The organism is Streptomyces sp. NPDC048523 (assembly GCF_043199815.1).
Classification (GTDB): Bacteria; Actinomycetota; Actinomycetes; order Streptomycetales; family Streptomycetaceae; genus Streptomyces.
This window is the reverse complement of record NZ_JBICWQ010000006.1, coordinates 64096-86515: the sequence shown is the minus strand read 5'-3', so window position 1 is coordinate 86515 and position 22420 is coordinate 64096. Positions and strand designations below refer to the sequence as shown.

Annotated in this window: 23 protein-coding genes; 10 read left to right on the top strand and 13 right to left on the bottom strand. The window is 72.5% G+C overall.

The genetic code is table 11. From position 1 onward, the window contains the following. Nucleotides 1–13: 13 nt before the first annotated feature. Nucleotides 14–874, bottom strand: a complete 861-nt coding sequence (locus tag ACGFWE_RS29660; RefSeq protein ID WP_393602896.1) for a helix-turn-helix transcriptional regulator — start codon at nucleotides 872–874, stop codon at nucleotides 14–16. A 150-nt stretch (nucleotides 875–1024) separates the two neighbouring features. Here ACGFWE_RS29660 and ACGFWE_RS29655 point away from each other — a divergent pair, with 150 nt between their 5' ends. Beyond that, nucleotides 1025–1789: an SDR family oxidoreductase gene (locus ACGFWE_RS29655; protein ID WP_393602894.1), complete on the top strand. Its 765-nt coding sequence runs from the start codon at nucleotides 1025–1027 to the stop codon at nucleotides 1787–1789. Between the two features lie 8 nt (nucleotides 1790–1797). Here ACGFWE_RS29655 and ACGFWE_RS29650 read toward each other — a convergent pair whose 3' ends face one another. The 5 genes from ACGFWE_RS29650 to ACGFWE_RS29630 form a co-directional block, all read right to left on the bottom strand. Next, entirely contained in the window at nucleotides 1798–2229 is a 432-nt protein-coding gene (locus tag ACGFWE_RS29650) for a hypothetical protein (RefSeq protein ID WP_306986656.1), read from the bottom strand. Nucleotides 2230–2321: 92 nt separating this feature from the next. Further along, entirely contained in the window at nucleotides 2322–3251 is a 930-nt protein-coding gene (locus ACGFWE_RS29645) for an ABC transporter substrate-binding protein (protein WP_393602892.1), read from the bottom strand. A 9-nt stretch (nucleotides 3252–3260) separates the two neighbouring features. Next, nucleotides 3261–3923 carry an ABC transporter permease gene (locus ACGFWE_RS29640; RefSeq protein ID WP_393602890.1) on the bottom strand — a complete coding sequence of 221 codons (663 nt, stop codon included), beginning with the start codon at nucleotides 3921–3923 and terminating at the stop codon, nucleotides 3261–3263. A gap of 1 nt (nucleotide 3924) precedes the next feature. After that, entirely contained in the window at nucleotides 3925–4566 is a 642-nt protein-coding gene (locus tag ACGFWE_RS29635) for an ABC transporter permease (RefSeq protein ID WP_393602888.1), read from the bottom strand. Beyond that, on the bottom strand, nucleotides 4563–5597 hold the full coding sequence (locus ACGFWE_RS29630) for an ABC transporter ATP-binding protein (protein WP_352388213.1): 1035 nt from the start codon (nucleotides 5595–5597) through the stop codon (nucleotides 4563–4565). Before ACGFWE_RS29630 ends, ACGFWE_RS29635 begins: the two co-directional genes overlap by 4 nt. Before the next feature lie 140 nt (nucleotides 5598–5737). Here ACGFWE_RS29630 and ACGFWE_RS29625 point away from each other — a divergent pair, with 140 nt between their 5' ends. The 3 genes from ACGFWE_RS29625 to ACGFWE_RS29615 all read left to right on the top strand — a co-directional run bounded on the left by ACGFWE_RS29625 (nucleotide 5738) and on the right by ACGFWE_RS29615 (nucleotide 8801). Further along, nucleotides 5738–7255, top strand: coding sequence for an aromatic amino acid ammonia-lyase (locus tag ACGFWE_RS29625; RefSeq protein ID WP_393602885.1), 1518 nt, complete (start codon nucleotides 5738–5740; stop codon nucleotides 7253–7255). Between the two features lie 5 nt (nucleotides 7256–7260). Next, nucleotides 7261–8124: a MurR/RpiR family transcriptional regulator gene (locus tag ACGFWE_RS29620; RefSeq protein WP_393603456.1), complete on the top strand. Its 864-nt coding sequence runs from the start codon at nucleotides 7261–7263 to the stop codon at nucleotides 8122–8124. An 83-nt stretch (nucleotides 8125–8207) separates the two neighbouring features. Continuing rightward, nucleotides 8208–8801: a hypothetical protein gene (locus ACGFWE_RS29615; protein WP_393602883.1), complete on the top strand. Its 594-nt coding sequence runs from the start codon at nucleotides 8208–8210 to the stop codon at nucleotides 8799–8801. 16 nt (nucleotides 8802–8817) lie between these two features. Here the strand turns inward: ACGFWE_RS29615 and ACGFWE_RS29610 are convergent, their stop codons facing one another. The 5 genes from ACGFWE_RS29610 to ACGFWE_RS29590 form a co-directional block, all read right to left on the bottom strand. Beyond that, entirely contained in the window at nucleotides 8818–9192 is a 375-nt protein-coding gene (locus tag ACGFWE_RS29610) for a hypothetical protein (protein ID WP_057611596.1), read from the bottom strand. A 20-nt stretch (nucleotides 9193–9212) separates the two neighbouring features. Then, a complete protein-coding gene (locus ACGFWE_RS29605) occupies nucleotides 9213–9737 on the bottom strand; it encodes a roadblock/LC7 domain-containing protein (protein ID WP_352388206.1) in 525 nt (174 codons plus the stop codon). 34 nt (nucleotides 9738–9771) lie between these two features. Continuing rightward, nucleotides 9772–10719, bottom strand: coding sequence for a hypothetical protein (locus ACGFWE_RS29600; protein ID WP_393602881.1), 948 nt, complete (start codon nucleotides 10717–10719; stop codon nucleotides 9772–9774). Further along, nucleotides 10716–11132 carry a hypothetical protein gene (locus tag ACGFWE_RS29595; protein ID WP_352388202.1) on the bottom strand — a complete coding sequence of 139 codons (417 nt, stop codon included), beginning with the start codon at nucleotides 11130–11132 and terminating at the stop codon, nucleotides 10716–10718. The genes ACGFWE_RS29600 and ACGFWE_RS29595 overlap by 4 nt, the downstream gene beginning before the upstream one ends. Nucleotides 11133–11302: 170 nt before the next feature. Next, nucleotides 11303–12673, bottom strand: coding sequence for a diaminopimelate decarboxylase (locus ACGFWE_RS29590; protein WP_393603454.1), 1371 nt, complete (start codon nucleotides 12671–12673; stop codon nucleotides 11303–11305). Nucleotides 12674–12828: 155 nt separating this feature from the next. Between ACGFWE_RS29590 and hutU the strand changes: the two genes are divergently transcribed. Genes hutU through hutI form a run of 4 tightly spaced genes read left to right on the top strand, consistent with a single transcriptional unit; the run spans nucleotide 12829 to nucleotide 18399 of the window. Beyond that, the gene (gene hutU, locus ACGFWE_RS29585; RefSeq protein WP_393602879.1) at nucleotides 12829–14493 is read left to right on the top strand and encodes a urocanate hydratase; all 1665 of its coding nucleotides are present in this window, start codon (nucleotides 12829–12831) and stop codon (nucleotides 14491–14493) included. Between the two features lie 56 nt (nucleotides 14494–14549). Next, a complete protein-coding gene (locus ACGFWE_RS29580) occupies nucleotides 14550–15752 on the top strand; it encodes an allantoate amidohydrolase (RefSeq protein ID WP_393603452.1) in 1203 nt (400 codons plus the stop codon). Continuing rightward, nucleotides 15749–17110, top strand: coding sequence for a formimidoylglutamate deiminase (locus ACGFWE_RS29575; RefSeq protein WP_393602877.1), 1362 nt, complete (start codon nucleotides 15749–15751; stop codon nucleotides 17108–17110). Before ACGFWE_RS29580 ends, ACGFWE_RS29575 begins: the two co-directional genes overlap by 4 nt. Further along, nucleotides 17107–18399, top strand: a complete 1293-nt coding sequence (gene hutI, locus ACGFWE_RS29570; protein WP_393602875.1) for an imidazolonepropionase — start codon at nucleotides 17107–17109, stop codon at nucleotides 18397–18399. Before ACGFWE_RS29575 ends, hutI begins: the two co-directional genes overlap by 4 nt. 12 nt (nucleotides 18400–18411) lie before the next feature. Here the strand turns inward: hutI and ACGFWE_RS29565 are convergent, their stop codons facing one another. After that, complete coding sequence (locus ACGFWE_RS29565) at nucleotides 18412–19917, bottom strand: RICIN domain-containing protein (protein WP_352388192.1); 1506 nt, start codon at nucleotides 19915–19917, stop codon at nucleotides 18412–18414. 166 nt (nucleotides 19918–20083) lie between these two features. Further along, the gene (locus ACGFWE_RS29560) at nucleotides 20084–20998 is read right to left on the bottom strand and encodes an RNA polymerase sigma factor SigF (RefSeq protein WP_393602873.1); all 915 of its coding nucleotides are present in this window, start codon (nucleotides 20996–20998) and stop codon (nucleotides 20084–20086) included. A gap of 238 nt (nucleotides 20999–21236) precedes the next feature. Between ACGFWE_RS29560 and ACGFWE_RS29555 the strand changes: the two genes are divergently transcribed. Together ACGFWE_RS29555 and ACGFWE_RS29550 are read left to right on the top strand one after the other, a co-directional pair. Beyond that, nucleotides 21237–21617, top strand: coding sequence for an STAS domain-containing protein (locus ACGFWE_RS29555; protein WP_352388188.1), 381 nt, complete (start codon nucleotides 21237–21239; stop codon nucleotides 21615–21617). Nucleotides 21618–21842: 225 nt separating this feature from the next. Beyond that, entirely contained in the window at nucleotides 21843–22337 is a 495-nt protein-coding gene (locus ACGFWE_RS29550) for an ATP-binding protein (RefSeq protein WP_352388186.1), read from the top strand. Nucleotides 22338–22420 lie beyond the last annotated feature (83 nt).

The following is a 22420-nucleotide window of genomic DNA, read 5'->3' as shown; positions in this document are numbered from 1 at the left end:
TTTCTGCTCTTTCCTACGCGCTCGTGCTGGTCCAACTGGCCAGCAGCGCAAGCCTCTCCGCCGTCTCCGACCCCGGCTCCGGCGTGTACGCCACGAGCGTCCGGTCGGGGGTCTCCGGCAGAACCAGGGACTCGTACGGCAGGGTCAGCAGGCCCGCCACCGGGTGCCGGACGCGTTTGACGCCGTACATGCACGCCTTGACCTGGTGGTCGGCCCACAGCCGGCGGAAGTCCTCGCTCTTGAGGGAGAGTTCGCCGACGAGGTCGCGCAGTGCGGGGTCGTCGGGGTGGGCGCCCGCGTTCAGGCGCAGATGGGCCACGCTCTGGGAGGCGACCGCGGCGAAGTCGGGATAGAGGTCGCGGCCCTCCGGCTCCAGGAAGAGCTGGCGGACGATGTTGCGGCGGGCGGGAGCCATGCGGCTGTAGCCGCTCAGCGCGTCGGCGAGGGCGTTCCAGGCGAGCACGTCCATCCTGGGCCCGAGGACGAAGGCGGGGGTGCGGTCCATGCTGTCGAGCAGCAGTTGGACCCCGGGGCGCACGCCTGGCGCGGCCTCGCGGCGCGGGCCCGCCTTCTTCCTCGTCGGCCGGGCCACCGCACGCAGATAGGCGTGCTCGGTCTCGTCCAGGCGCAGCACGCGCGCGATGGCGTCCAGGACCGCGTCCGAAACTCCCCCGGACTTCGTCCCGGAGGGGCCCCCAGGCCCCCTGCCCTGCTCCAGCCGGATGTAGTAGTCGACGCTCACTCCGGCCAGTTGCGCCACCTCTTCCCGGCGCAGACCGGGCACGCGGCGCCTGCCGTGCGAGGGCAGCCCCACCTCCTCGGGCCGGATGCGGGCGCGGCGTGAGCGCAGGAAGTCTCCGAGGTCCCCGTCCATGGGTTCGATCGTAGGGGAGATCGCGGTTTCGAACCTGGTACTGGCAGACCCAGGAAAAGCGCATCCCTGGGTACGGCTGCCCGGACGCCGCAGGGTGGTGGACGAGGCCGGGGAGCGACCCCGGCGGAGATCCCACCGAGGAGCACATCGATGTCGTACGAGAATCTGGCCGGACGTACCGCCGTCGTCACCGGAGCGGCGAGCGGCATCGGAGAGGCCACGGCCGCGCTGCTGGCCGCGCAGGGGGCGCGGGTCGCGCTGCTCGCGCGGCGCGGTGAGCGGCTGGAGGCGATCGCCGGGAAGATCCGGGCCGACGGCGGTCAGGCGCTGGCCGTGGTCGCCGACGTCACCGACGACGCGTCCGTGGCGGCGGCCGTGGAGAGCGTCCACGCCGCCTACGGCACCGTCGACCTGGTCGTGAACAACGCGGGCGTGATGCTGCCGAACCCGATCGCCGACGCCCGTGTCGACGAGTGGCAGCGGATGATCGACACCAATGTCACCGGCGTTCTGCGCGTCATCGGGGCCCTCGCCGCTGACCTGAACGAGGCGGCCGCGCAGGGGCGCAGCGCGGACCTGGTGAACGTCTCGTCCATCGGCGCGCACGTCACCAACTTCACCAACTACGCGGTGTACGGGGCGACGAAGGCCGCGGTCACCCATCTCTCGGCGCTGCTGCGCACCGAGTTCGGGCCGCGAGGGGTGCGGGTCACCAACATCGAGCCCGGGCTGACGGAGAGTGAGCTGACCACGCACATCGACGACGACGGGCTGCGGGAGCAGGTCGTCGGGATGGCCGAGGCGATGGGCACGCTGGCGGCCACGGAGCTCGCCGACCTCGTCGCCTACGTCACCAGCCGGCCGCGGCACGTCAATCTGCGGCAGGTCATGGTGCTGCCGACCGCGCAGGTGTGAGCGTCGGGTCAGCCCTCCCAGTCGCTGCTCGGGGAGGACGGCTTCGCGCGGCGGCCCCGGAAGAGGTCCGGGTTGACGCGCAGCGCCTGGAAGGCGTTGACGCCGACGATGCCGACCCAGGAGACCAGCAGACCGGGCAGGTGGGCGACGCCGCCGCCGATCGCGGAGAGCGGGATCGCCAGCACCAGGGAGACGATGCCGAAGCCGAAGCGTTCGCCGAAGGAGTCGGTGGACTTGGGGGAGCGGGCGCCCCGGGCCGTGACCATCTGCTGCTCGGCGAGCTGCCGGCGCAGGCGGCGGTCCACGGCGCCGTCGATCCGCTGGTCGACCTTCTCCAGGAACGAGTCGACCAGCGCGGACTCGTACTCCTCGCCCAGTTCCCTGCGGGCCTGCAGGGTGGCGTTGAGTTCCTTCTTGAGTTCGGGGTCCCGCTCATCCATTGGGGTCATGGAACCCACGGTAGGCAGCCGGAACGCCCGCTGCACTGGGGTTATCCCCCCTGTTGCGGCGGGGGTCCTTCCTAGCCTTCTTCCTACGCCAGCCCGTGCTGCTTCGCGTACGCGTTCGCCACGTCCTCCGGGTCCTTCTTGTCGTTGTCGACCTGGCTGTTGAGCCGGGTGAGCTGCTCGGTGGTGAGGACGTTCCCGAGGCGGGCGAGCGCCTTGCGGACGGTGTCGTCGGCCTTGCGGTCGGCGACGAGGGGGACGATGTGCTGGCTGGGGATGAGGTTCTTGGGGTCGGTCAGCACGACCCAGTCGTGGGCCGCGATGTCGGTGTCGGTGGTGAAGAGGTTCGCCACGTCGACGTCGCCCTTCTTCAGGGCGCCCTTGACCAGGGGGCCGTCCGAGTCGAGGGACTTGAACTCCTTGAACTCGACGCCGTACACGTCCTTGAGGCCGACCGCGCCCACCCGGCGCTTCTTGACCTCGGGGGCGGCGCCGATGACCAGCTCGCCGTTCTGCTTCGCGAGGTCGGCGAGGGTGGTCAGGCCGTACTTGCGTGCGGTCGCCCGGGTGACGACGAAGCAGTCGGAGTCGGCCGCCTGCCCGTACGGGAGCACCTGGAGTCCGGCGGGCAGGGCCAGGGTGAGGGCGTTCTGCATGGTGCCGGGCTCGGCGGAGGCGTCCTTCGGGGCGAGGTAGTTGAGGAGGGCGCCCTGGTACTCGGGCAGCAGGTCGATGTCGCCCGCCTTGAGGGCCGGGATCACGATCTCGCGGGTGCCGAGGTTGGGGCGGACCCTGACCTTCACGCCGGCCTGCTGGAGCACGGCCGCGTACAGGTATCCGAGGACCTGGTTCTCGGTGAAGTTGGCGGTGCCGATGGTGACCCCGCCCTTGCTGGAGCCGCTGCCACCGGCGGCCGTGCCGCCGCCGTCGAGGGAGGTGACGCCGCTGGAGCAGGCGGCGAGGGCGGGGACGGAGGCCGCTGCGAAGAGGCCGCCGAGGAGGGTGCGTCGGTTCATCGGGGGTCCTTACTCGGTGCGGTGGCGGAAGAGGAAGCGCTGGAGGGCGGAGAGCGACAGGTCGAGGGTCACGGCGATCACGGCGACCAGCACCGCCCCGCCGAGCACCTGGACCAGGTCGCGCTGGGCGAGGCCGTCGAAGACGTAGCGGCCCAGGCCGCCGAAGGAGACGTAGGCCGCGATGGTCGCGGTGGCGACGACCTGGATCAGTGCCAGGCGCAGGCCGGTCATGATCAGGGGGAGGGCGAGGGGCAGTTCGATCCGGAAGAGGACCTGGTGGCCGCGCATGCCCTGGCCGCGGGCGGCGTCGCGTACGTCCGGGTCGACGGCGGTCATGCCGGCGTAGGTGTTGGTGACGATCGCCGGGACCGCGAGGGCGACCAGGGCGACGTAGACCGGGAGCATGGACAGGCCGCCGGCCAGGAAGACCAGCACGACCAGGCCGACGGTCGGCAGGGCGCGGCCGAAGGAGGCGAGGTTGATCGCGAGGAAGGCCCCCTTGCCGGTGTGGCCGATCAGCAGGCCGAGGGGGAGGCCGATCGCGGCCGCGACGAGGGTCGCGAGGAGCGAGTACTGGAGGTGCTCGGCGAGGCGGTGGGCGATGCCGTCGGTTCCCGTCCACTGGGAGCCGCTGGTCAGCCAGGAGCCGAGGTTCTTGATGAGTTCGTACATGTCAGGCTCGCCTCCGCCGCCACGGTGTCAGGACGTACTGAAGGGCCACCAGCAGGGCGTCCGCGACCACGGCGAGCAGAAGCGTGAGGACCACGCCCACGATCACCGGGGTCGGGAAGTCGCGCTGGAAGCCGTCGGTGAAGAGCTGGCCGAGGCCGCCGTCGCCGATGTAGGTGGCGACCGAGACCAGGGAGATCGACATGACGGTCGCGATCCGCACGCCCGCCATGATCACCGGGAGCGCGAGGGGGAGTTCGACGGTGAGGAGCGTGCGCAGGGAGCGCGTGCCCATCGCCTTCGCGGCCTCCTTGGTCTTCGCGGGGACCGAGTCCAGGCCCTCGACGGTGTTCCGCAGCAGGACGACCAGGGTGTAGACCGTCAGGCCGATCACGGTCGTGGTGCGGGTCAGGCCGCTGACCGGCAGCAGAAGCACGAAGATCGCGATGGACGGGATCGTGAACAGGACGTTCGAGAGCCCGAGCAGGAAGCCGCGCAGGGGGCGGATCCGGTGGGCGACCACCGCGAGGGGCAGCGAGATCAGCAGGCCGAGGAAGACGGCGCTGAGGGCTGCCTGGAGGTGGGAGACCGTGAGGGTGGTCAGGTCGTCGGTGTGGCCGGATATCCACGACCAGTCGATGGTCATGCGGCCACCCGGGCTTCCGAGTGGGCGCGGCCGGCGTGCCGGTGGATGTCGTCGCGGGAGGTGACACCGGTCAGGATGCCGTCGGCGTCGACGCGGGCGACCAGACCGGTGGGGGAGGCGAGGGACTCGTCGAGGGCGGCGAGCAGGGAGTCACCGTCCTTCAGGGGCCGTACGGGGACCTCGGTCACCTGCGAGGCCCAGTGGAGGGGCTTGCCCGCCTCGTCGAGTACGAGGGCCCAGGTGTCCCCCTCCGGTGCCGGGCCCTGCGGGACCTCGGCCAGGGTCTTCAGCGAGAGCAGCTTCAGGCCGCGCTCGGCGCCGAGGAAGTCGGCCACGAAGTCGTCGGCCGGGCGTGCGAGGAGTTCGGCGGGCGGGGCGCACTGGACGAGGTGACCGCCGGTGCGGAAGATCGCGATGCGGTCGCCGAGGCGTACGGCTTCGTCGATGTCGTGGGTGACGAAGACGATGGTCTTGTTCAACTCCTTCTGGAGTCGGAGCAGTTCGTCCTGGAGCTGGGTGCGCACCACCGGGTCGACCGCGCCGAAGGGTTCGTCCATGAGGAGGACCGGCGGGTCGGCGGCGAGGGCGCGGGCGACGCCGACCCGCTGCTGCTGGCCGCCGGAGAGCTGGTGCGGGTACCGCTTGCCGGCCTCGGCGGTCAGGCCGACGGTCTCCAGCAGTTCCGCCGCCCGGGCCCGGGCCTTCCTGCGGCCGTGGCCGAGCAGGAGCGGGACGGTGGCGATGTTGTCCAGCACCGTGCGGTGCGGGAAGAGGCCGGACTGCTGGATGACGTAGCCGATGGAGCGGCGCAGTTCGGCCGCGTCCTGGTCGGTGACGTCCTTGCCGCCGACCTTGATGGTGCCGGAGGTCGGTTCGACCATCCGGTTGATCATTCTGAGGGTGGTCGTCTTGCCGCAACCGGAGGATCCGACGAGGACGGTCACGCCGCCTTCCGGCATGTCGAGGGTGAGATCGTGCACTGCTGTCGTGCCGTTGGGGAAGCGCTTGTGGACCGTGTCGAACTGGATCATGAGATGTCCCTTGCCCGGCTGTATAACGTCATGCAGAGTTCTCGGTAGCTGAATAGGTTGTCAACGGTTCGGTGTTAATCCGAGGTAACGGATGACCGCCAGGCAAGATCAGGTGTCCGCTTGAGGGGAGTTTGGGCTTGATGTCGTCTCGGATCGTGGACGCGTCGGATCCCGTCGCGGTCGGGCACACCGGTCTGGTGGTCCTCGACGGGATCGCACTCGACGTCGCGGACGTGGTCCGCCTCGCCGACGGGAGCGCGCGGCCGGTGCCCGGGACCGACGCGATGAAGCGGGTCACGGAGTCCTGGGACGTCGCCCGGCAGATCGCCGCGACCGGGCGCGTCTACGGCCGCTCGACCGGCGTCGGCGCGAACCGGAACGAGGACGTGCCCACCGAGGCGGCCGCCGAACACGGGCTGCGGCTGCTGCGCAGCCACGCCGGCGCGATCGGCGAGGAACTCCCCGCCCGGCAGGTCCGCGCGATGCTCGCGGTACGGGCCAACCAGCTCCTGGCGGGCGGCGCGGGCCTGCGGCCGACGGTCGTCACGGCCCTGTGCGAGGCGCTGGAGAGCGGCGCGTACCCGGTCGTCAACGAGTTCGGCTCGGTGGGCACCGGGGACATCGCGGCACTGGCCCAGGTGGGGCTGGCGCTGGCGGGGGAGCATCCCTGGAGGGAGGCCGGCGCCCCCGAGCCCCAGCTCCTCGACAACAACGACGCCCTCGCCTTCATCAGCAGCAACGCCCTCACGCTCGCCCAGGCCGCCCTCGCGCTGCACGAGCTGCGCGGGCTCGTCGAGGCCACGCAGGTCGTCGGGGCGCTGTCGCTGCTCGCTGTGGACGGGTCGCACGAGGCGTACGCCGCTCCCGTGCACGCGGCCCGGCCGCACCGCGGGTCCGTCGAAGTGGCCCGGCGGATGCGGCAGTTGATCGGCGCCGAGGACCGGCCCACCCCACCGCTGGGCCGCATCCAGGACCCGTACGGCTTCCGGTGCCTGCCCCAGATCCACGGGCCCGCCCACGACGCGGCCGACGCCCTGGAGGAGGTCCTCGCGATCGAGATCAACGCGGCCGCCGAGAACCCCCTCATCTGTCCCGAGGACATGGCCGCCTACCACCACGGCGGCTTCTACCAGGCCCAACTCGCCCTCGCCCTGGACCACTTCAGGCTGGCCCTCACCCAGGTCGCCCGTCTGTCCACGTCCCGGCTCTCCACGCTCAACGAGCCCGCCTTCACCCGCCTCAGGCCCTTCCTCGCCGACCCGGAGCCCGCCTCCTCCGGCGTGATGATCCTGGAGTACGCCGCCGGAGCCGCCCTCGGCGATCTGCGGGCCTTCTCCGCGCCCGCCTCGCTCGGCCACGCTGTACTCTCCCGGGGCGTCGAGGAACAGGCCAGCTTCGCCTCGCTCGCCGCCCGTCAGACACTGCGCGCGTGCGGCGCGTACCGTCTCGTCGTCGGCTGCGAACTCGTGGCCGCCGTACGGGCGCTGCGCCAGCGCGACCTCCGGCCCGACCCGGACCTCCCGGTGGGCCGCGCGCTGGAACTCGCCGAGGCGGTGCTCGAAGAGGACCCGGCCGACCGGCCGCTCACGGGCGACGTGACGGCGGCGGCCGCGCTGCTCGACCGGTTCACGGACATCTGGAGGGGGATCGAGGCATGAGCGACATGGGCGGGGCGATGGGCGGGGCGGGTGTGACGGACACGCCCGCGGGACGGCTTCAGGCACTGTTCGAGGGGCACCGGCTCACGCCGACCCAGCGGCGCATCGCGCACAGCATGGTGCGGCGGGCCGCCGACGTGCCCTTCCTGTCCAGCGTGGAGCTGGCCGAACTGGCCGGGGTCAGTCAGCCCTCCGTCACCCGCTTCGCCGTCGCCCTCGGCTTCGACGGCTACCCCGCCCTGCGCCGGCACCTGCGTGAGGTCGCGCCCGCCGAACAGACGGCGGCCTCGGCGTCGTACAACGAGTACCAGCAGGCCGTCGAGGCCGAGATCGAGAACCTCAGGCATCTGGCGGAGGTCCTCGCCGACCCGCGACCGGTGCAGAGGGCCGGGCGGCTGCTCGCCGCCTCCCGCCCGCTGCCGGTGCTCGGACTGCGGGCCGCCGCCTCCCAGGCGTACGGCTTCGCGTACTTCGCCGCCAAGGTCCATCCGGACGTACGGCTGCTCAACGAGGGCGGCACGATGATCCACGACCGGATCGACGCCGCCGTCCGCGCGGGCGCCTCGGCCCTGCTGTGCTTCGCGCTGCCCCGGCATCCCCGCGAGGTCGTCGACACCCTCGCCTACGCCAAGGAGGCGGGCCTGAGCGTCGTCACGGTCGCCGACTCCGCCTTCGCCCCGGTCGCCAAGGTCTCCGACCTGCTGCTGCCCGCCGCCGTCGGCACCGGCCTCGCGTTCGACACGGCCTGCGCGCCCATGCTGCTCGGCCGGGTGCTGCTGGAGGCGATGTGCGACGACCTGCCGGACGCGCAGGCCCGGCTTGAGGAGTTCGACGTGCGGGCCGCTTCCCGCGGACTCTTCGTCGAGTAGGGCGTTTTTTCACACTCGTCTCACGTTCGCTCGCTACTCTCCCGGACCGGCAGGACTGTGCCAGGACGACGAGGAGGCGGGACGTGGCACGTGCAGATCGCAGGGTTCAGGGGCTGGCTCGGGTGGCCGTCGTCGTGCGCGCCGGGGCGGCGCCCCTGTGGTGGCTCGGAGTGTTCGCGGCGGGCGTCGGGCTGCTGATCCCGGGCCTGACCGGGCGCCGGATCGGGGTGATGGCGGGCGCGGCGCTGTTCGTCGTCGCGGTCGCCGTGGTGTCGTACGGTCGTCGCAAGCGGTACACGGAGCTGGGGCGGGCGGCCGCTCGCGCGGGCCGGCACGACGTGCTCCAGGACCGTGCGGTCAGTGTGCGCAACTGGCGCCGCGGGCACCGCTGGTGGCTGCTGCTGGCCTGGCTGGTCGCACTGGGGAGTTCGTTCGCGGTGCCCGTCGCGGGCGGCATGCTGCTCGCCGGGTGCGGTACGGGCCTGCGGCTCAAGGCCGCCTGGCTGGGGCGGCTCGAGCGGGCCGAGGACGCGCTGCTGTGGGTGCGGGTCGACTGGCTCGCCGCGAACGGCGGACGCCCGGCCGGCAAGGCGGTCAAGGCGTACCGCAGCACGGGTATCGCGGCGGGCGACGCGGCCCCGGGAGGAGCGCGCCGCCGCACCGCGGCACTCGTCTAGTTCCGGTGCTCCCGGGTCACACCTCCAGGTCGTTCTCGATCTGCCTGAGCTGGTGGCGGGCCATCGCGAGGTTGGACCGCTTGGCGTCCAGGACCAGGTAGAGGAAGAGGCCGTTGCCGCCGCGTCCGCTGATCAGGCGGATCAGGTGGTACTGGTCGGACAGGGTGATCAGGATGTCCTCGATCTGGGCCTTGAGGCCGAGGTGCTCCATCGTGCGCATCTTCGCGCGGACCACGTCGGTGTTGCCGGCGGCGGCCACGTTCAAATCGAAGGTCTTGCTGCCGCCCATGGTGCCGAGCGCCATGCCGCTGGTGTAGTCGACGAGCGCGACGCCGGTCGCGCCCTCGATGGAGGCGAGAGCCTCTTTCAGCGCGGTTTCGGTGTTGGCCATGACTGTGTCTCCTCGGTTCTCTAACTTTCGGTGGTGGTGGTGCGGGCCGCCGTCGGTGCGGTGGCCGCGGCGCGCGGGTCCTCGGGCTTGGCCCGGGATGTGCGAGCCGCTCTGGCACGTGCCGGAGCGGGCTTCGCGGGCGCCTTCGTGATGGCTTCGGTGTGCTCGGCGGCCGCGTCGCCGACGAGCTCTGCGATCCGGGCGCCCGCACGGCGGCCCTCCAGATGGAGGCGGCCGACGTTGACCCGGTCCTGCGCGAGCAGCGTGACGACGGCCCCGGCGCCCGCCGGGTACGTGGCGACGTAGCCGTACACGCCCCGCACGAGCAGTTCGCGCAGGTCCCCCTGGCCGGTCCCGTCGGCCAGCCGGGCGGCGAGCGCCCGGGTGGCCCCGGTGAGCGCGGCCACGGTCTCCGGATCGACGCCCGGGGTGTCCTGGGCCAGGACGAGACCGTCGGCGTCGGCCGCGAGGGCGCCGGTGAGCTGCGGCACCCTGGCTCTGAGCCGGCGCAGCTCCTCCAGGATCGCGTCCTGAGCTGCTGCCATCAGGTCTCTCCTCTCGGCGCGGGTCCGCTGCCGTTCAAAGGGCCTCCAGCGCATCCCTGAGCCTCTTCAGCAAGGTGACGTGGGGATCGACGGGCTCGACGGGTCCGACGAGGGAACCGTCGCCCGGCGGTCCGGGCCGAGGCTCGGTGAAGGACACCGCCGGGCGGGGCGAGACCACTCCGGCCGCCACCAGCCGCCGTATGTCCACCAGGGTGTGGAAGGCCGGGCGGCCCAGCTCGCGCGCGATCTGCGACGCCGTGCGGACGCCGTCCACGTGGGCCAGCACCGCCTGCCGCCGGGCCGGGAGCGGCGGGGGCGCGGGGCGGTGCTCCCGGGTCAGCGGCGCCTCGTCCGGCAGGGCGTCCGGCCAGATGCGGTGCAGCAGGTCGCGGCGGCGCAGGGTCTCGCGCTCCAGGTCGGCGACCGGGACGGGACGCGGGACACCGGGGGGGTCGTCGGGTTCCCGGGGCACGCCGGCGGGCTCGTCCGGTCCGTCCTCGGTGCCGTAGCGGAAGCGGCCGGGGGTGCTGCTCGGGGCGAGGGCGAAGTAGGCCGCGTCGTACAGCGCGGTCAGCCGGCACAGCTCCAGGGCGCCCGCGGTGAGCAGTCCGCCCGCGACCAGCCTGCGGCCCGCCCAGTGGACGACCTCGGCGCCGGTGAGGCGGCGGGCCCCGGTGCCGGCGCCGCCGGTGCTCGCGATGCTCTCGGCCAGGGCCTGCCGCCAGATGTCGGCGTCCAGCGTGCCGTGGGCGGCGAGGAGGACGTCGGCGCCGGGGGCGGCCGGGCTCTCGGCGTGCACCACCTTGCCGTCGGCGAGGTGCAGGGTGCCGCGCTCGCGCACCAGGACTCCGGTGGCGCGCTCGGCGGCCAGCCGGGTCAGCATCGGCGAGACACCGCCCCAGCCGCGGTCCAGGGCGGACGCCTTGTCGCGCACCGGCAGCCTGGGCGGCGGGGTGGCGGGCGTGGTTCTGACGGCCGTCATCCGAGCTCCAGCCGTCCGGCCATCTCGCCGAGCCGGATCCGGGCCAGTGCGAGGTTGCCTTCCGCGCGGGCCAGCCACAGGTGCAGGAACACACTGCTGTCGAAGGACGTCGGCACGAACCGCAGGACGTGGTAGCTGTCCCGGTTGCTGAGGATGAGGTCCTCGACCGGTGGGTCCGGCTCCGGCCCGCCGGCCCCCGCCTCAGTGGCCGGGGAACTCCCGGAGGCGAAGGCGCGCTGCTCGGCGGCGAGCCGGGCGAGCTCGGCGGCCTCCGCGGCGGCCGCCTCCTGGTCGCCGCCGGGGGCTTCCCCCACGGCGCCCAGGGCCAGCCCGCTGATCCAGTCGACCAGCGCGGCCCCCCGCGCACCCGGCAGTCGCATGGCTTCCAGCAGGCACTCGTCGATTCCCTGCACCGTGGCTCCCCTCCCGCCTGGGGTTCGGCTGAGTGACGCCGAAACTACGCAACGTGTGCGCGACGGGTGAGGAATCTGGCATTTTCCGGTGGAACATGCTCCGGGTGGCTAGAGTGGGTCAACTTGCCTTGCTTGCGCGGGCATTGATCAGCGCACCCGCCGGGCGCGTGTCAACTGCTCCCGGGTGCGCGGAGGGTGGTGAGCGCACCGGCGTGCGCCCCTCCGGATTCGGCCACGATCGAGGCGAGCGTCTGGGGATCCCGCACGGTCGCGAAGCGGATGCCTCCCGCATGGTCGGGGGCGAAGCCGTAAATGCCCGGCCGGGCCAGCGAGTTGTACGCGTAGTGGTGCGCGAAGTAGTACGCGCCCGTGTCCAGCGCCGCCGCGTAGTCCCCCTGGTCGAGCAACGGCAGCGCACGCCCCTCGGCGAGCAGGTCGCCCGCGAAACACGCCGGACCGGCGACGTCCTGCACCACCTCGGGCCCGCTCTTGGGCCGCCCCTTGCCGTCGTACGCGGCGATCCTCAGCGGCCACGACCCCGGTACGTACACCGTCCGCGTCGCCACCTGCACGCCCGCGTGCGTCACCGCGACCGGCCGCCCGCCCGCGCTCTTGGCGTACTCCACCCGCGCCACGATCGTGCCGTGCTTGGCCAGCAGTGACCGGCCGAACTCGGTGACCAGCCCGTACCGCCCGTCGAACAGCCCCGGCACCGCCTCCTTGAGCGTGCGCGCGTACTGCGTGTACGTCGGTGTCGTCACGTCCGAGGCGAAGTTCACCGGCAGCCCGCCGCCGATGTCGATCGTGTCGATCTGCGGCCGCCCGATCCGCCGGTTGATCTCCTCGGCGAGCGCGTACGTCTGCGCGACCCCCTCGGTCATCAGGGAGAGCGGGATGCCCTGCGAGCCGGTGTGCGCGTGCAGCCGGGAAAGCCAGGGCCGGTCGAGATAGGCGCGCACGACCCACTCGCGCGCCCCCTCGTCCCGCAGTGCCACCCCGAACTTCGAGGTCGCCGTGGCCGTGGAGGTCGCCCCGATGGAGCCGCCGCCGACCTGCGGGTTGACCCGGATGCCGAGCGGCGAGCGGCTGACCGCGGACCGCATGAGGCCGTCGATGCGGTCCAGCTCCTGCGGGTTGTCCGCGTTGACGGCGATCCCCAGCGCCAGCGCCTCCCTGAGTTCGGCCGGCGTCTTGGCGGGCGAGTCCAGGACCGTCCGGTCCGGCGACAGCCCCGCCGCGCGCGCCAGCGCGAGTTCGCCCGGGCTCGCCACCTCCGCGCCGATGCCCTCCTCGCGCAGCAGCCGCAGCACCGGCACCAGCGGGGTCGCCTTCACCGCGAAGGCGTGCAGCACCGGGGTGCCCGGCGCGGTGACCTCGGCGAAGGCCGCGCGGAGCTCCGCCGCGGACTCCCGGATGCCGGTGACGTCGAGCAGCCCGACGATGGGGGAGTCCGGTCCCAGCAGGCCCTGCTCCACCGCCGCCCGCACCGCCTCGTCCCGGCGGGCGGTCCGTCCTTCGCCGGTGTTGCCGTACTCGTCCATCACGTCCCCGTCCTGCTCGTCACCCGCGCCTTGGATGTCCAGCCAAACATCCCTGTCCTACCGACGCTGACGCGAGAACGTATTGACTAGTTCTATTCAGAAAGCCAGGATGTGAATATCGACAGTCCGCAGCAGAGGCCCCCAGGAGGCAGACCATGTCAGGACCCCGCCCCGTCCGAGCGCCGCGCGGTACGGAACTGAGCGCCCTGGGATGGCAGCAGGAGGCCGCCCTGCGGATGCTCCAGAACAACCTGGACCCCGAGGTCGCCGAACACCCCGACAAGCTCGTCGTCTACGGCGGCACCGGCAAGGCCGCCCGTGACTGGCGCTCCTTCGACGCCATGGTCCGCACCCTGCGCACCCTCAAGCAGGACGAGACCATGCTGGTCCAGTCCGGCCGCCCCGTCGGCGTCATGCAGACCCACGAGTGGGCCCCGCGTGTCCTGATCGCCAACTCCAACCTCGTCGGCGACTGGGCCAACTGGGAGGAGTTCCGCCGCCTGGAGGCCCTCGGCCTGACCATGTACGGCCAGATGACCGCCGGTTCCTGGATCTACATCGGCACCCAGGGCATCCTCCAGGGCACCTACGAGACCTTCTCCGCCGTCGCCGCCAAGAAGTTCGGCGGCACCCTGGCCGGGACCATCACCCTCACCGCCGGCCTCGGCGGCATGGGCGGCGCCCAGCCCCTCGCGGTCACCATGAACGACGGCGTCGCGATCTGTATCGACGTCGACCCGCGCGCGATCGAGCGCCGCATCGAGCACCGCTACCTGGACGTGAAGGCCGACTCCCTGGAGCACGCCCTCCAGCTCGCCGTCGAGGCCCGCGACGCCCGCCGCCCGCTCTCCATCGGCCTCCTCGGCAACGCGGCCGAACTGCTCCCGCGCATGCTCGCCGAGGGCGCTCCCATCGACATCGTCACCGACCAGACCTCGGCCCACGACCCGCTGGCGTATCTGCCGGTGGGCGTGGACTTCGACGACATGGCCGACGCGGCCGCCAAGGACCCGGCGGGCTTCACCACGCGGGCCCGCGAGTCGATGGCCCGCCATGTCGAGGCCATGGTCGGCTTCATGGACGCCGGTGCCGAGGTCTTCGACTACGGCAACTCGATCCGGGGCGAGGCCCGACTCGCCGGGTACGACCGGGCGTTCGCCTTCCCCGGGTTCGTCCCCGCCTACATCCGGCCGCTGTTCTGCGAGGGCAAGGGCCCCTTCCGCTGGGCCGCGCTGTCCGGTGAGGCGTCCGACATCGCCAAGACCGACAAGGCGATCCTGGAACTGTTCCCCGAGAACGAGTCCCTCGCCCGCTGGATCAAGATGGCCGGAGAGCGGGTCCACTTCCAGGGCCTGCCCGCGCGCATCTGCTGGCTCGGCTACGGCGAGCGCGACAAGGCCGGCGAGCGCTTCAACGACATGGTGGCGAGCGGAGAGCTGGCGGCACCGCTGGCCATCGGACGGGATCACCTGGACGCCGGGTCCGTCGCCTCCCCGTACCGGGAGACCGAGGCCATGCTCGACGGCTCCGACGCGATCGCCGACTGGCCGCTGCTGAACGCCATGGTCAATGTGGCGTCGGGCGCGTCCTGGGTGTCGATCCACCACGGGGGCGGCGTGGGCATGGGCCGGTCCATCCACGCCGGTCAGGTGACGGTGGCCGACGGCACGAAGCTGGGCGGGGAGAAGGTCCGGCGCGTGCTGACCAACGACCCCGGCATGGGCGTCATCCGGCATGTGGACGCCGGATACGACATCGCGGAGTCCGTCGCCGACGAGCGGGGCGTGCGCGTGCCGATGCGTGAAGGTGAGGACGCGTGACGGTGGACGGCGACTCCGGAACGGCTCGACGCCCCGGCACCTCCTCCTTTCACGAGATGTGGCGCGAGCTGCTCCCCATCGGCCGGCACCCCGGCTCGCACGGCTACCGCCGGTTCGCCTGGACCGGGGCCGACACCGAATGCCGGGCCTGGTTCAAGGAGCAGGCCGAAGCCCGAGGACTGACCTACGAGGTCGACCGGAACGGCAACCAGTGGGCCTGGCTGGGCGACCCCGACCGGGGGGACGCCGTCGTCACCGGGTCGCACCTGGACTCCGTACCCGACGGGGGCGCCTTCGACGGACCCCTCGGAGTCGTGTCCTCCTTCGCCGCGCTCGACGAACTCCGGGCGCGGCGGGCCGAGTTCACCAAGCCCCTCGCCCTCGTCAACTTCGGTGACGAGGAGGGCGCCCGCTTCGGGCTCGCCTGCGTCGGGTCCCGCCTCACCGCCGGGCAGCTCACCGCCGAGCAGGCGCACCTGCTGACCGACGGGGACGGCGTCACGCTCCCGCGGGCCATGGAGGCCGCCGGACACGACCCCGACGCCATCGGCGCCGACCCGGAGCGGCTCGCCCGCATCGGCGCCTTCGTCGAGCTGCACGTCGAGCAGGGCAGGGCGTTGGACCTCTCCGGGGACCGGGTCGGCATCGCGAGCGCCATCTGGCCGCACGGCCGCTGGCGGTTCGACTTCCGCGGCGAGGCCAATCACGCCGGGACGACCCGCCTCGTGGACCGGCGCGACCCCATGCTGTCGTACGCCGAGACCGTGCTCGCGGCCCGCCGGGAGGCCGAACTCGCCGGTGCCGTCGCCACCTTCGGCAAGATCGCCGTCGAGCCGAACGGCGTCAACGCCATCCCCTCCCTGGTGCGCGGCTGGCTCGACTCCCGCGCCGCCGACCAGGAGAGCCTCGACCAGGTGGTCGGCGGCATCGAGAAGGCGGCCGGGGAGTACGCGCAGGCGCACGGCATCGCCCTCGACGTGGTCCGGGAGTCCTTCACCCCCGTCGTCGAGTTCGACCACGCCCTGCGCGACGAACTCGCCCGCATCCTGGGCACCGACACCGATCTCAAGGTGCCCGTCCTGGGAACCGGAGCCGGACACGACGCCGGGATCCTCTCCGGGCACATCCCGACCGCCATGCTGTTCGTGCGCAACCCCACCGGCGTCTCGCACTCCCCGGCGGAGTTCGCCGCCGAGGACGACTGCGTGGCCGGCGTCCTCGCGCTCGCCGACGTACTGGAAGGGCTGGCCTGCAGGTGACAGCGAAGACCTACTGGCTGGAGCACGCCTGGCTCGGCACCCACGTCGAGCCGGGCGTGGCCGTGACGGTGTCGACCAGCGGCTCCGCCGCGGGGGCGGACGGCCGGATCGCCTCCGTCCGCACGGACACCGACACCCCGCCCCCCGGCGCCGAGATCCTGCGCGGACTGACCCTGCCGGGCCTGGCCAACGCCCACTCGCACGCCTTCCACCGGGCCCTGCGCGGCACCGTCCAGGTCGGCTCCGGAACCTTCTGGACCTGGCGCGAGGTCATGTACGCCACCGCCGGCCGGCTCACCCCCGACACCTACCGCGACCTCGCCCGTGCCGTGTACGCGGAGATGGCGCTGGCCGGTGTCACGGCGGTGGGCGAGTTCCACTACCTGCACCACGCCCCCGGCGGCACCCCCTACGCCGACCCCAACGCCATGGGCGAGGCGCTGATCGAGGCCGCCGCCGACGCCGGCATCCGCATCACCCTCCTCGACACCGCCTACCTCTCCGCCGGCTTCGGGCAGCCGCCCAACACCCACCAACTGCGCTTCTCCGACGGCAGCGCGCAGGCCTGGGCCGAACGCTGTTCAGTTCTCAAGGACCGGGATCACGCGAGGATCGGTGCGGCGATCCACTCCGTACGGGCCGTGCCCGCCGCCCAGTTGGCGACCGTGGCGCGCTGGGCCGAGGAGCGGCGGGCCCCGCTCCACGTCCACCTGTCCGAGCAGACCGCCGAGAACGACGCGTGCCGTGCCGCCCACGGGTGCACGCCCACCGAACTGCTCGCCGAGCACGGTGTCCTCGGGCCGCGCACCACCGGCGTCCACAACACCCACCTCACCGACGAGGACATCGCGCTGATCGGCGGCAGCGGCACCGGCACCTGCATGTGCCCGACGACCGAGCGGGACCTCGCCGACGGCATCGGACCGGCCGTGGCCCTCCAGAGGGCGGGCTCGCCCCTGTCCCTCGGCTCCGACAGCCACGCCGTCATCGACCTGCTCGAAGAGGCACGCGCGATGGAGCTCGACGAGCGCCTGCGCACCCGCACGCGAGGTCACTGGACGGCGGCGGCCCTCCTGCGGGCGGCCTCGGCCGACGGCCACGCGGCCCTCGGCTGGGACGGTGCGGGCACCCTGGAGCCCGGTGCGCTCGCCGACTTCACCACCGTCGCGCTCGACTCGGTCAGGACGGCAGGGCCGCCTCCGCGGCTCGGGGCCGAGACGGCCGTATTCGCCGCGTCGGCAGCAGACGTGTCGCACACGGTCGTGGGAGGCCGGCACGTCGTGCGGGACGGGGTCCACGCGCTGGTGCCGGATGTGCCGAAAGCCCTCGCGGACGCCGTCGCAGCGCTGCACGGATGACACCGGGCCGCCCGCCCCCACGGCGGCCCGCCCCCGAACCCGCCCCCACCGCAGACCAGGCCACCGAGGACGCCATGAGCAACGCGACGACCGTCAGCCCCGCCCACTCCGCGAGCACCGCAAGCACGCTCATCACCAACATCGCCGCCCTGGTCACCAATGACCCCTCCCTCGGTGACGGAACCCCCCTCGGACTGATCCAGGGCGCGGCCGTCGTCATCGAGGGCGATCGCGTCGTGTGGACCGGTGATCAAAGCAAAGCACCCGCCACTGACAATCGGGTCGACGCGGGCGGCCGGGCGGTCCTGCCCGGCTTCGTCGACTCCCACAGCCACCTCGTCTTCGCGGGCGACCGCACCCAGGAGTTCAACGCCCGCATGTCGGGGCGGCCCTACAGCGCGGGCGGCATCCGTACGACGGTCGCCGCGACCCGCGCCGCCACGGACGCCGAACTGGAGGCGAACCTCACCCGCTACCTCGCCGAGGCCCTCCGCCAGGGCACGACCACCTTCGAGACCAAGTCCGGCTACGGCCTGACCGTCGGGGACGAGGCGAGGGCCCTGCGCATCGCCGCCGCCCACACCGACGAGGTCACCTACCTCGGCGCCCACATCGTGTCGCCCGACTACGCGCACGACCCGGCGGCCTACGTCTCCCTCGTCACCGGCGAGATGCTCGACGCCTGCGCCCCGTACGCCCGTTGGATCGACGTCTTCTGCGAGAAGGGTGCCTTCGACGGCGACCAGGCCCGCGCGATCCTCACGGCCGGCAAGGCGAAGGGCCTGCACCCCCGCGTCCACGCCAACCAGCTCTCCCACGGCCCCGGCGTACAGCTGGCCGTCGAGGTCGACGCGGCCAGCGCCGACCACTGCACCCACCTCACCGCCGAGGACGTGGACGCCCTGGCGAACAGCCGTACGGTCGCCACGCTCCTGCCCGGCGCCGAGTTCTCCACGCGCGCCGAGTGGCCCGACGCCCGCCGCCTCCTGGACGCCGGCGTCACCGTCGCCCTGTCCACGGACTGCAACCCGGGCTCCTCCTTCACCTCCTCGGTCCCCTTCTGCATCGCCCTCGCGGTACGCGACATGCGGATGACCCCCGACGAGGCCCTCTGGTCGGCCACGGCGGGCGGAGCGGCCGCCCTCCGCCGCGACGACATCGGCCGCCTCACCCCGGGCGCCCAGGCCGACCTGATCCTCCTGGACGCCCCGAGCCATGTGCACCTGGCCTACCGGCCGGGGGTGCCGCTGGTCAGCGGAGTCTGGCGGCGCGGCACACGCGTGGTCTGACGGCAGCCGCCGCTACGCCGCTCCCGCCCGCCACCGCTGCTCCGCGCCCCCGGTCAGCGGCTCCAGCGAGACCTTGGCCCCGCCTCCCGGTGTCATCCCCGTCGCGATGGCGATCGCCGGGCGGATCACCCCGTCGGGGTCGACCGTGAAGCGCAGGTTGTCGCCGTTGCGGCCCTCGACCGAGTCGCAGGACCAGATGCCGAGGCCCTTGTCGACGTCGCCGCGGCTGTCCAGGCAGAAGTCGGGGTCGGCGGACGACTGGAGGACGCCTCGGGCGGTGTCGACGCGCCAGCGCTGGGAGCCGGCCGAGGTGCAGGGGGCCGTGACGACGTCCGTGCCCTCGGCGAAGTCGCCGTGGACGTCCAGGCAGCGTCCCGTGGCGACGTTGACCACCTGGGCGTAGGAGCCGCCCGGCGCGCGGAAGGGCGGCGGACTCGTCCGGCGGGGCGGTGCCGGGCTCTTCGTGGGGGAGGGGGTCGGCGGCCTGGTCGACGGGGAGGGGGACGGCGAGGGCGAGACCGTCGTCGTCACCGTCACCTGCGGTGGGCCGGGCAGCGCCACGCCCACTGAAGCAGAGGCCGAAGCCGAGGCCGACACGTCCGCCGGAGAGTCGCCCTCCTGCGGCACCAGGAACAGCAACAGCGGCACCAGAGCCACTCCCAGCGCCGCCGAGGCCAGGACGAGCGGACGCGGCCTCGGCCACGTGCCGGACGCCGTACGGGACCCCGCCCGCGGTCGTGCCTGCGGCTCGGGCGCGCTCCGCGCCGCGTACGCCGCCCCGCCCCACGGCAGCAGACCCTCCGCCAGGGCCGCCCGCGGAGTGTCCCGCAGCGCGCACAGTTCCTCGTGGGCCGCCGTGCAGTGCGGGCAGTGGGCCATGTGGGCGTGCAGGTCGGCGCTGACGCGGGGGCTGTCCGGTCGTACGGACTCCTCGATGAGGCGGTGGAAGTCCGCGCACCGGGGGTCGTCCGAGGCGGCCAGGCGCAGTCTCAGGCACGTGCGGGCCAGGGAGTGCAGGGCCCCCTCCGTGCCGTGGACCACGTCCGCGCGGGTGAGGCCCAGGTGGTCGGCGGTGCGCTGCTCCGGCTCGCCCTCCACCAGGCCGTACCAGACGAGGCCCTGGGTGCGGGCCGGCAGCGACTCGAAGGCGGCGAGCACGGGCGGCACCGGGCCCGCCGGCCCCGCCGTGTTCAGGAGCAGCAGGACGCCCGGGTCCAGGCCCGCCGCGCGGTCGTCGCCGGCCCACGCGGCCGCCGACCGGGCCGTCAGCAGCAGGAGCCGGTGGCGCCACGGGACGCCGGGGTCGACCCCGCGGGCGGTCTCCCGGGCGGCGAGGGTGAAGGTCTGCGCGGCCAGCTGCCGGGCGGCGCTCTCCCCGGCCGTGCAGAGGCGGGCGTAGGCCAGCACCGAGGGCTGGTGGCGGGCGCGAAGCTCCACCAGGGCCGCGTACGCCGTGGCCGTGTCGGCGCGCAGCAGCTCCGTGAGCCGGGCGTCGGACGCCCCGTCGGGGCGAGTCATGCGCACCCTCCTCCTGACGTACCGGCCAGTCTGTGAGGGACCATAGTGAGGGAAGCGCACCGTGGGGGAAAGGGTTTCGCCGAGTAACCGCGACGGGCCCCGCACGCACGGTGCCCGGTGTCCCACCGGACACCGGGCACACGCGCAGGTCAGTGGTGCCGACGCGTCACTCCTCGACGGTCAGCGCCTTGCGCAGTCGTACCAGAGTCCGCGACAGCAGCCGCGAGACATGCATCTGCGAGATCCCGAGCTCGTCGCCGATCTCCGACTGGGTCATGCCCGCGACGAAGCGCAGCGAGAGGATCTGACGGTCCCGGGAAGGGAGTGCGGCGATCAGCGGCTTCAGGGACTCGACGTACTCGATGCCCTCGAGGCCGTGGTCCTCGTAACCGATCCGGTCGGCCAGCGCGCTCTCGGAGTCGTCCTCCTCCGGCTGGGCGTCCAGCGAGGCGGCGGTGTACGCGTTGGACGCCGCCATGCCCTCGACGACCTGCTCCTTCGAGAGCCCGAGGCGTTCGGCGAGCTCGCCCACGGTGGGGGCGCGGTCGAGCTTCTGGGCCAGCTCGTCGCCTGCCTTGGCCAGGTCGAGCCGGAGCTCCTGGAGGCGGCGCGGGACCCGCACCGACCAGGACGTGTCGCGGAAGAAGCGCTTGATCTCGCCGACGATGGTTGGCATCGCGAAGGTGGGGAACTCCACCCCCCGGCTGAGTTCGAAGCGGTCGATCGCCTTGATCAGGCCGATGGTGCCGACCTGGATGATGTCCTCCATCGGCTCACTGCGGGAGCGGAAGCGGGAGGCGGCGAACTTGACCAGGGCGAGATTCAGTTCGACGAGCGTGTTGCGGACGTACGAATACTCGTGCGTGCCCTCCTCCAGCGACTCCAGCCGCGCGAAGAGGGTCTTGGAGAGGGCTCGCGCGTCCACGGCCCCCACCTCTTCGAAGGGCGGGATGTCCGGGAGCCCGGCGAGCACATCGTCATCGCCGTTCTGCTCGATGGGATTCAGATGTTCCGGGGGGGATGTCGACGTCGCCTGTGGGGTATGCGAGGCGTCGAGCCGGGGTGACATGATGTCCTCCATCGTTCTCGGCATATGGCTGCCGAAGCCAGTTCGTGCACTGCGGTGTGCGGCGCCTCCAAAGCCGACCGTGTCGAGTACGTGTCTGTACTAGCCCTACCCGGTTTCCCGACACGATCGCAAGTGCGTTCTGTGCGGTTATGTCCGTTTGTGAATGATTGTTCGGGTGTCGGAGGGTGTGGAGAAGGCGTAGTGTTCGAGGGCGTCATCAGCAGCCACGACGTCGGGAGAGAGAGACGGCATGGACCGCGGGACGGTCGGCAGCGCACAGTCTGGCCGGCTTCTGGTTGAGGTGCGGCAAGAGGGCTCCAGCGCCGTCGTGACTCCAGCAGGTGAGTTGGATCACCACACGGCCGATTTGTTGCGTGAGCCACTCGAGGAGTGCCTCGCCAAGGGGAAGAGCCGGCTTGTCGTCGACTGCACACGGCTGGAGTTCTGTGACTCCACCGGACTGAATGTGCTGCTGGGGGCACGGCTGAAGGCCGAGGCGGCAGGGGGTGCCGTACATCTTGCGGGCATGCTGCCCGTCGTGGCACGGGTCTTCGAGATCACGGGGGCCGACGCGGTCTTCACCGTGCACGACACGCTGGAGGAGGCCCTGGCCGACGAGCCCGGTGACTGAGGCGGCGAGTCGGGTGGCGGCCCCGGTGGCCCCGCTCATGCCCCGTTCGTCTCCTCCGGCCGGTGTCCACCGGGTGTCACACCCCTTATGGCGGACATACGTCCCGAATGGAGGGGTGTTCTACCCGTCCGCCCGGGCAGGAGACATCCGTACTGACTGTTCGGTGAGCGACCACGCAGCGACGTTTTGAATCGTGAACCGGTGAATCGGTGAGGTGAAGCGCTGATGAGCACCACCCGGCCCTACTCGCCGGGCGACCGTGACCCGGAGCCCGGCGTGGAGCCTGGCGGCGAAGCAGAGGTGCCGACGGGACGGCAGGTCCGCCGGCTGAGCTTCGAGGGGGAGAGCGGGGTCGTCCCGCTCGCGCGCGACTTCACCCGGCAGGCGCTGTACGCGTGGGGGTGGCTGCCGGCGGCGTCCGCGGACCAGCGGGCCGCCGCGGAGGACGTGCTGCTGGTCGTCTCGGAGCTGGTGACGAACGCGTGTCTGCACGCGGAGGGCCCGGACCAGCTGTGGATCTCCTGCGACAACAAGGTGATCCGGCTCGAGGTGTCGGACCGCGGGACCGGACAGCCGGCGCCTCGCACTCCGCACCGGGCGGGACGGCCCGGCGGGCACGGCATGTTCATCGTGCAGCGCCTCTGCCTCGACTGGGGAGTGGTACGGGCTCCCGGGATGACCGGCAAGACCGTGTGGGCGGAGCTCGGCGCACCCGCCTAGCCGCCGTCCGGCGCTCTCCCGCGGGTGTCCCCACAGTTCCGCCACTTACTTTCTCTTCCTTCCTCCGGTGCCCCGGCGTACCT

Bases quoted from the DNA above. Each gene is read 5' to 3' on its own strand.
- ACGFWE_RS29660 (WP_393602896.1), bottom strand. From the start codon at position 874: ATGGACGGGGACCTCGGAGACTTCCTGCGCTCACGCCGCGCCCGCATC.
- ACGFWE_RS29655 (WP_393602894.1), top strand. From the start codon at position 1,025: ATGTCGTACGAGAATCTGGCCGGACGTACCGCCGTCGTCACCGGAGCG.
- ACGFWE_RS29650 (WP_306986656.1), bottom strand. From the start codon at position 2,229: ATGGATGAGCGGGACCCCGAACTCAAGAAGGAACTCAACGCCACCCTG.
- ACGFWE_RS29645 (WP_393602892.1), bottom strand. From the start codon at position 3,251: ATGAACCGACGCACCCTCCTCGGCGGCCTCTTCGCAGCGGCCTCCGTC.
- ACGFWE_RS29640 (WP_393602890.1), bottom strand. From the start codon at position 3,923: ATGTACGAACTCATCAAGAACCTCGGCTCCTGGCTGACCAGCGGCTCC.
- ACGFWE_RS29635 (WP_393602888.1), bottom strand. From the start codon at position 4,566: ATGACCATCGACTGGTCGTGGATATCCGGCCACACCGACGACCTGACC.
- ACGFWE_RS29630 (WP_352388213.1), bottom strand. From the start codon at position 5,597: ATGATCCAGTTCGACACGGTCCACAAGCGCTTCCCCAACGGCACGACA.
- ACGFWE_RS29625 (WP_393602885.1), top strand. From the start codon at position 5,738: ATGTCGTCTCGGATCGTGGACGCGTCGGATCCCGTCGCGGTCGGGCAC.
- ACGFWE_RS29620 (WP_393603456.1), top strand. From the start codon at position 7,261: ATGGGCGGGGCGATGGGCGGGGCGGGTGTGACGGACACGCCCGCGGGA.
- ACGFWE_RS29610 (WP_057611596.1), bottom strand. From the start codon at position 9,192: ATGGCCAACACCGAAACCGCGCTGAAAGAGGCTCTCGCCTCCATCGAG.
- ACGFWE_RS29605 (WP_352388206.1), bottom strand. From the start codon at position 9,737: ATGGCAGCAGCTCAGGACGCGATCCTGGAGGAGCTGCGCCGGCTCAGA.
- ACGFWE_RS29600 (WP_393602881.1), bottom strand. From the start codon at position 10,719: ATGACGGCCGTCAGAACCACGCCCGCCACCCCGCCGCCCAGGCTGCCG.
- ACGFWE_RS29590 (WP_393603454.1), bottom strand. From the start codon at position 12,673: ATGGACGAGTACGGCAACACCGGCGAAGGACGGACCGCCCGCCGGGAC.
- hutU (WP_393602879.1), top strand. From the start codon at position 12,829: ATGTCAGGACCCCGCCCCGTCCGAGCGCCGCGCGGTACGGAACTGAGC.
- ACGFWE_RS29580 (WP_393603452.1), top strand. From the start codon at position 14,550: ATGTGGCGCGAGCTGCTCCCCATCGGCCGGCACCCCGGCTCGCACGGC.
- hutI (WP_393602875.1), top strand. From the start codon at position 17,107: ATGACACCGGGCCGCCCGCCCCCACGGCGGCCCGCCCCCGAACCCGCC.
- ACGFWE_RS29565 (WP_352388192.1), bottom strand. From the start codon at position 19,917: ATGACTCGCCCCGACGGGGCGTCCGACGCCCGGCTCACGGAGCTGCTG.
- ACGFWE_RS29560 (WP_393602873.1), bottom strand. From the start codon at position 20,998: ATGGAGGACATCATGTCACCCCGGCTCGACGCCTCGCATACCCCACAG.
- ACGFWE_RS29555 (WP_352388188.1), top strand. From the start codon at position 21,237: ATGGACCGCGGGACGGTCGGCAGCGCACAGTCTGGCCGGCTTCTGGTT.
- ACGFWE_RS29550 (WP_352388186.1), top strand. From the start codon at position 21,843: ATGAGCACCACCCGGCCCTACTCGCCGGGCGACCGTGACCCGGAGCCC.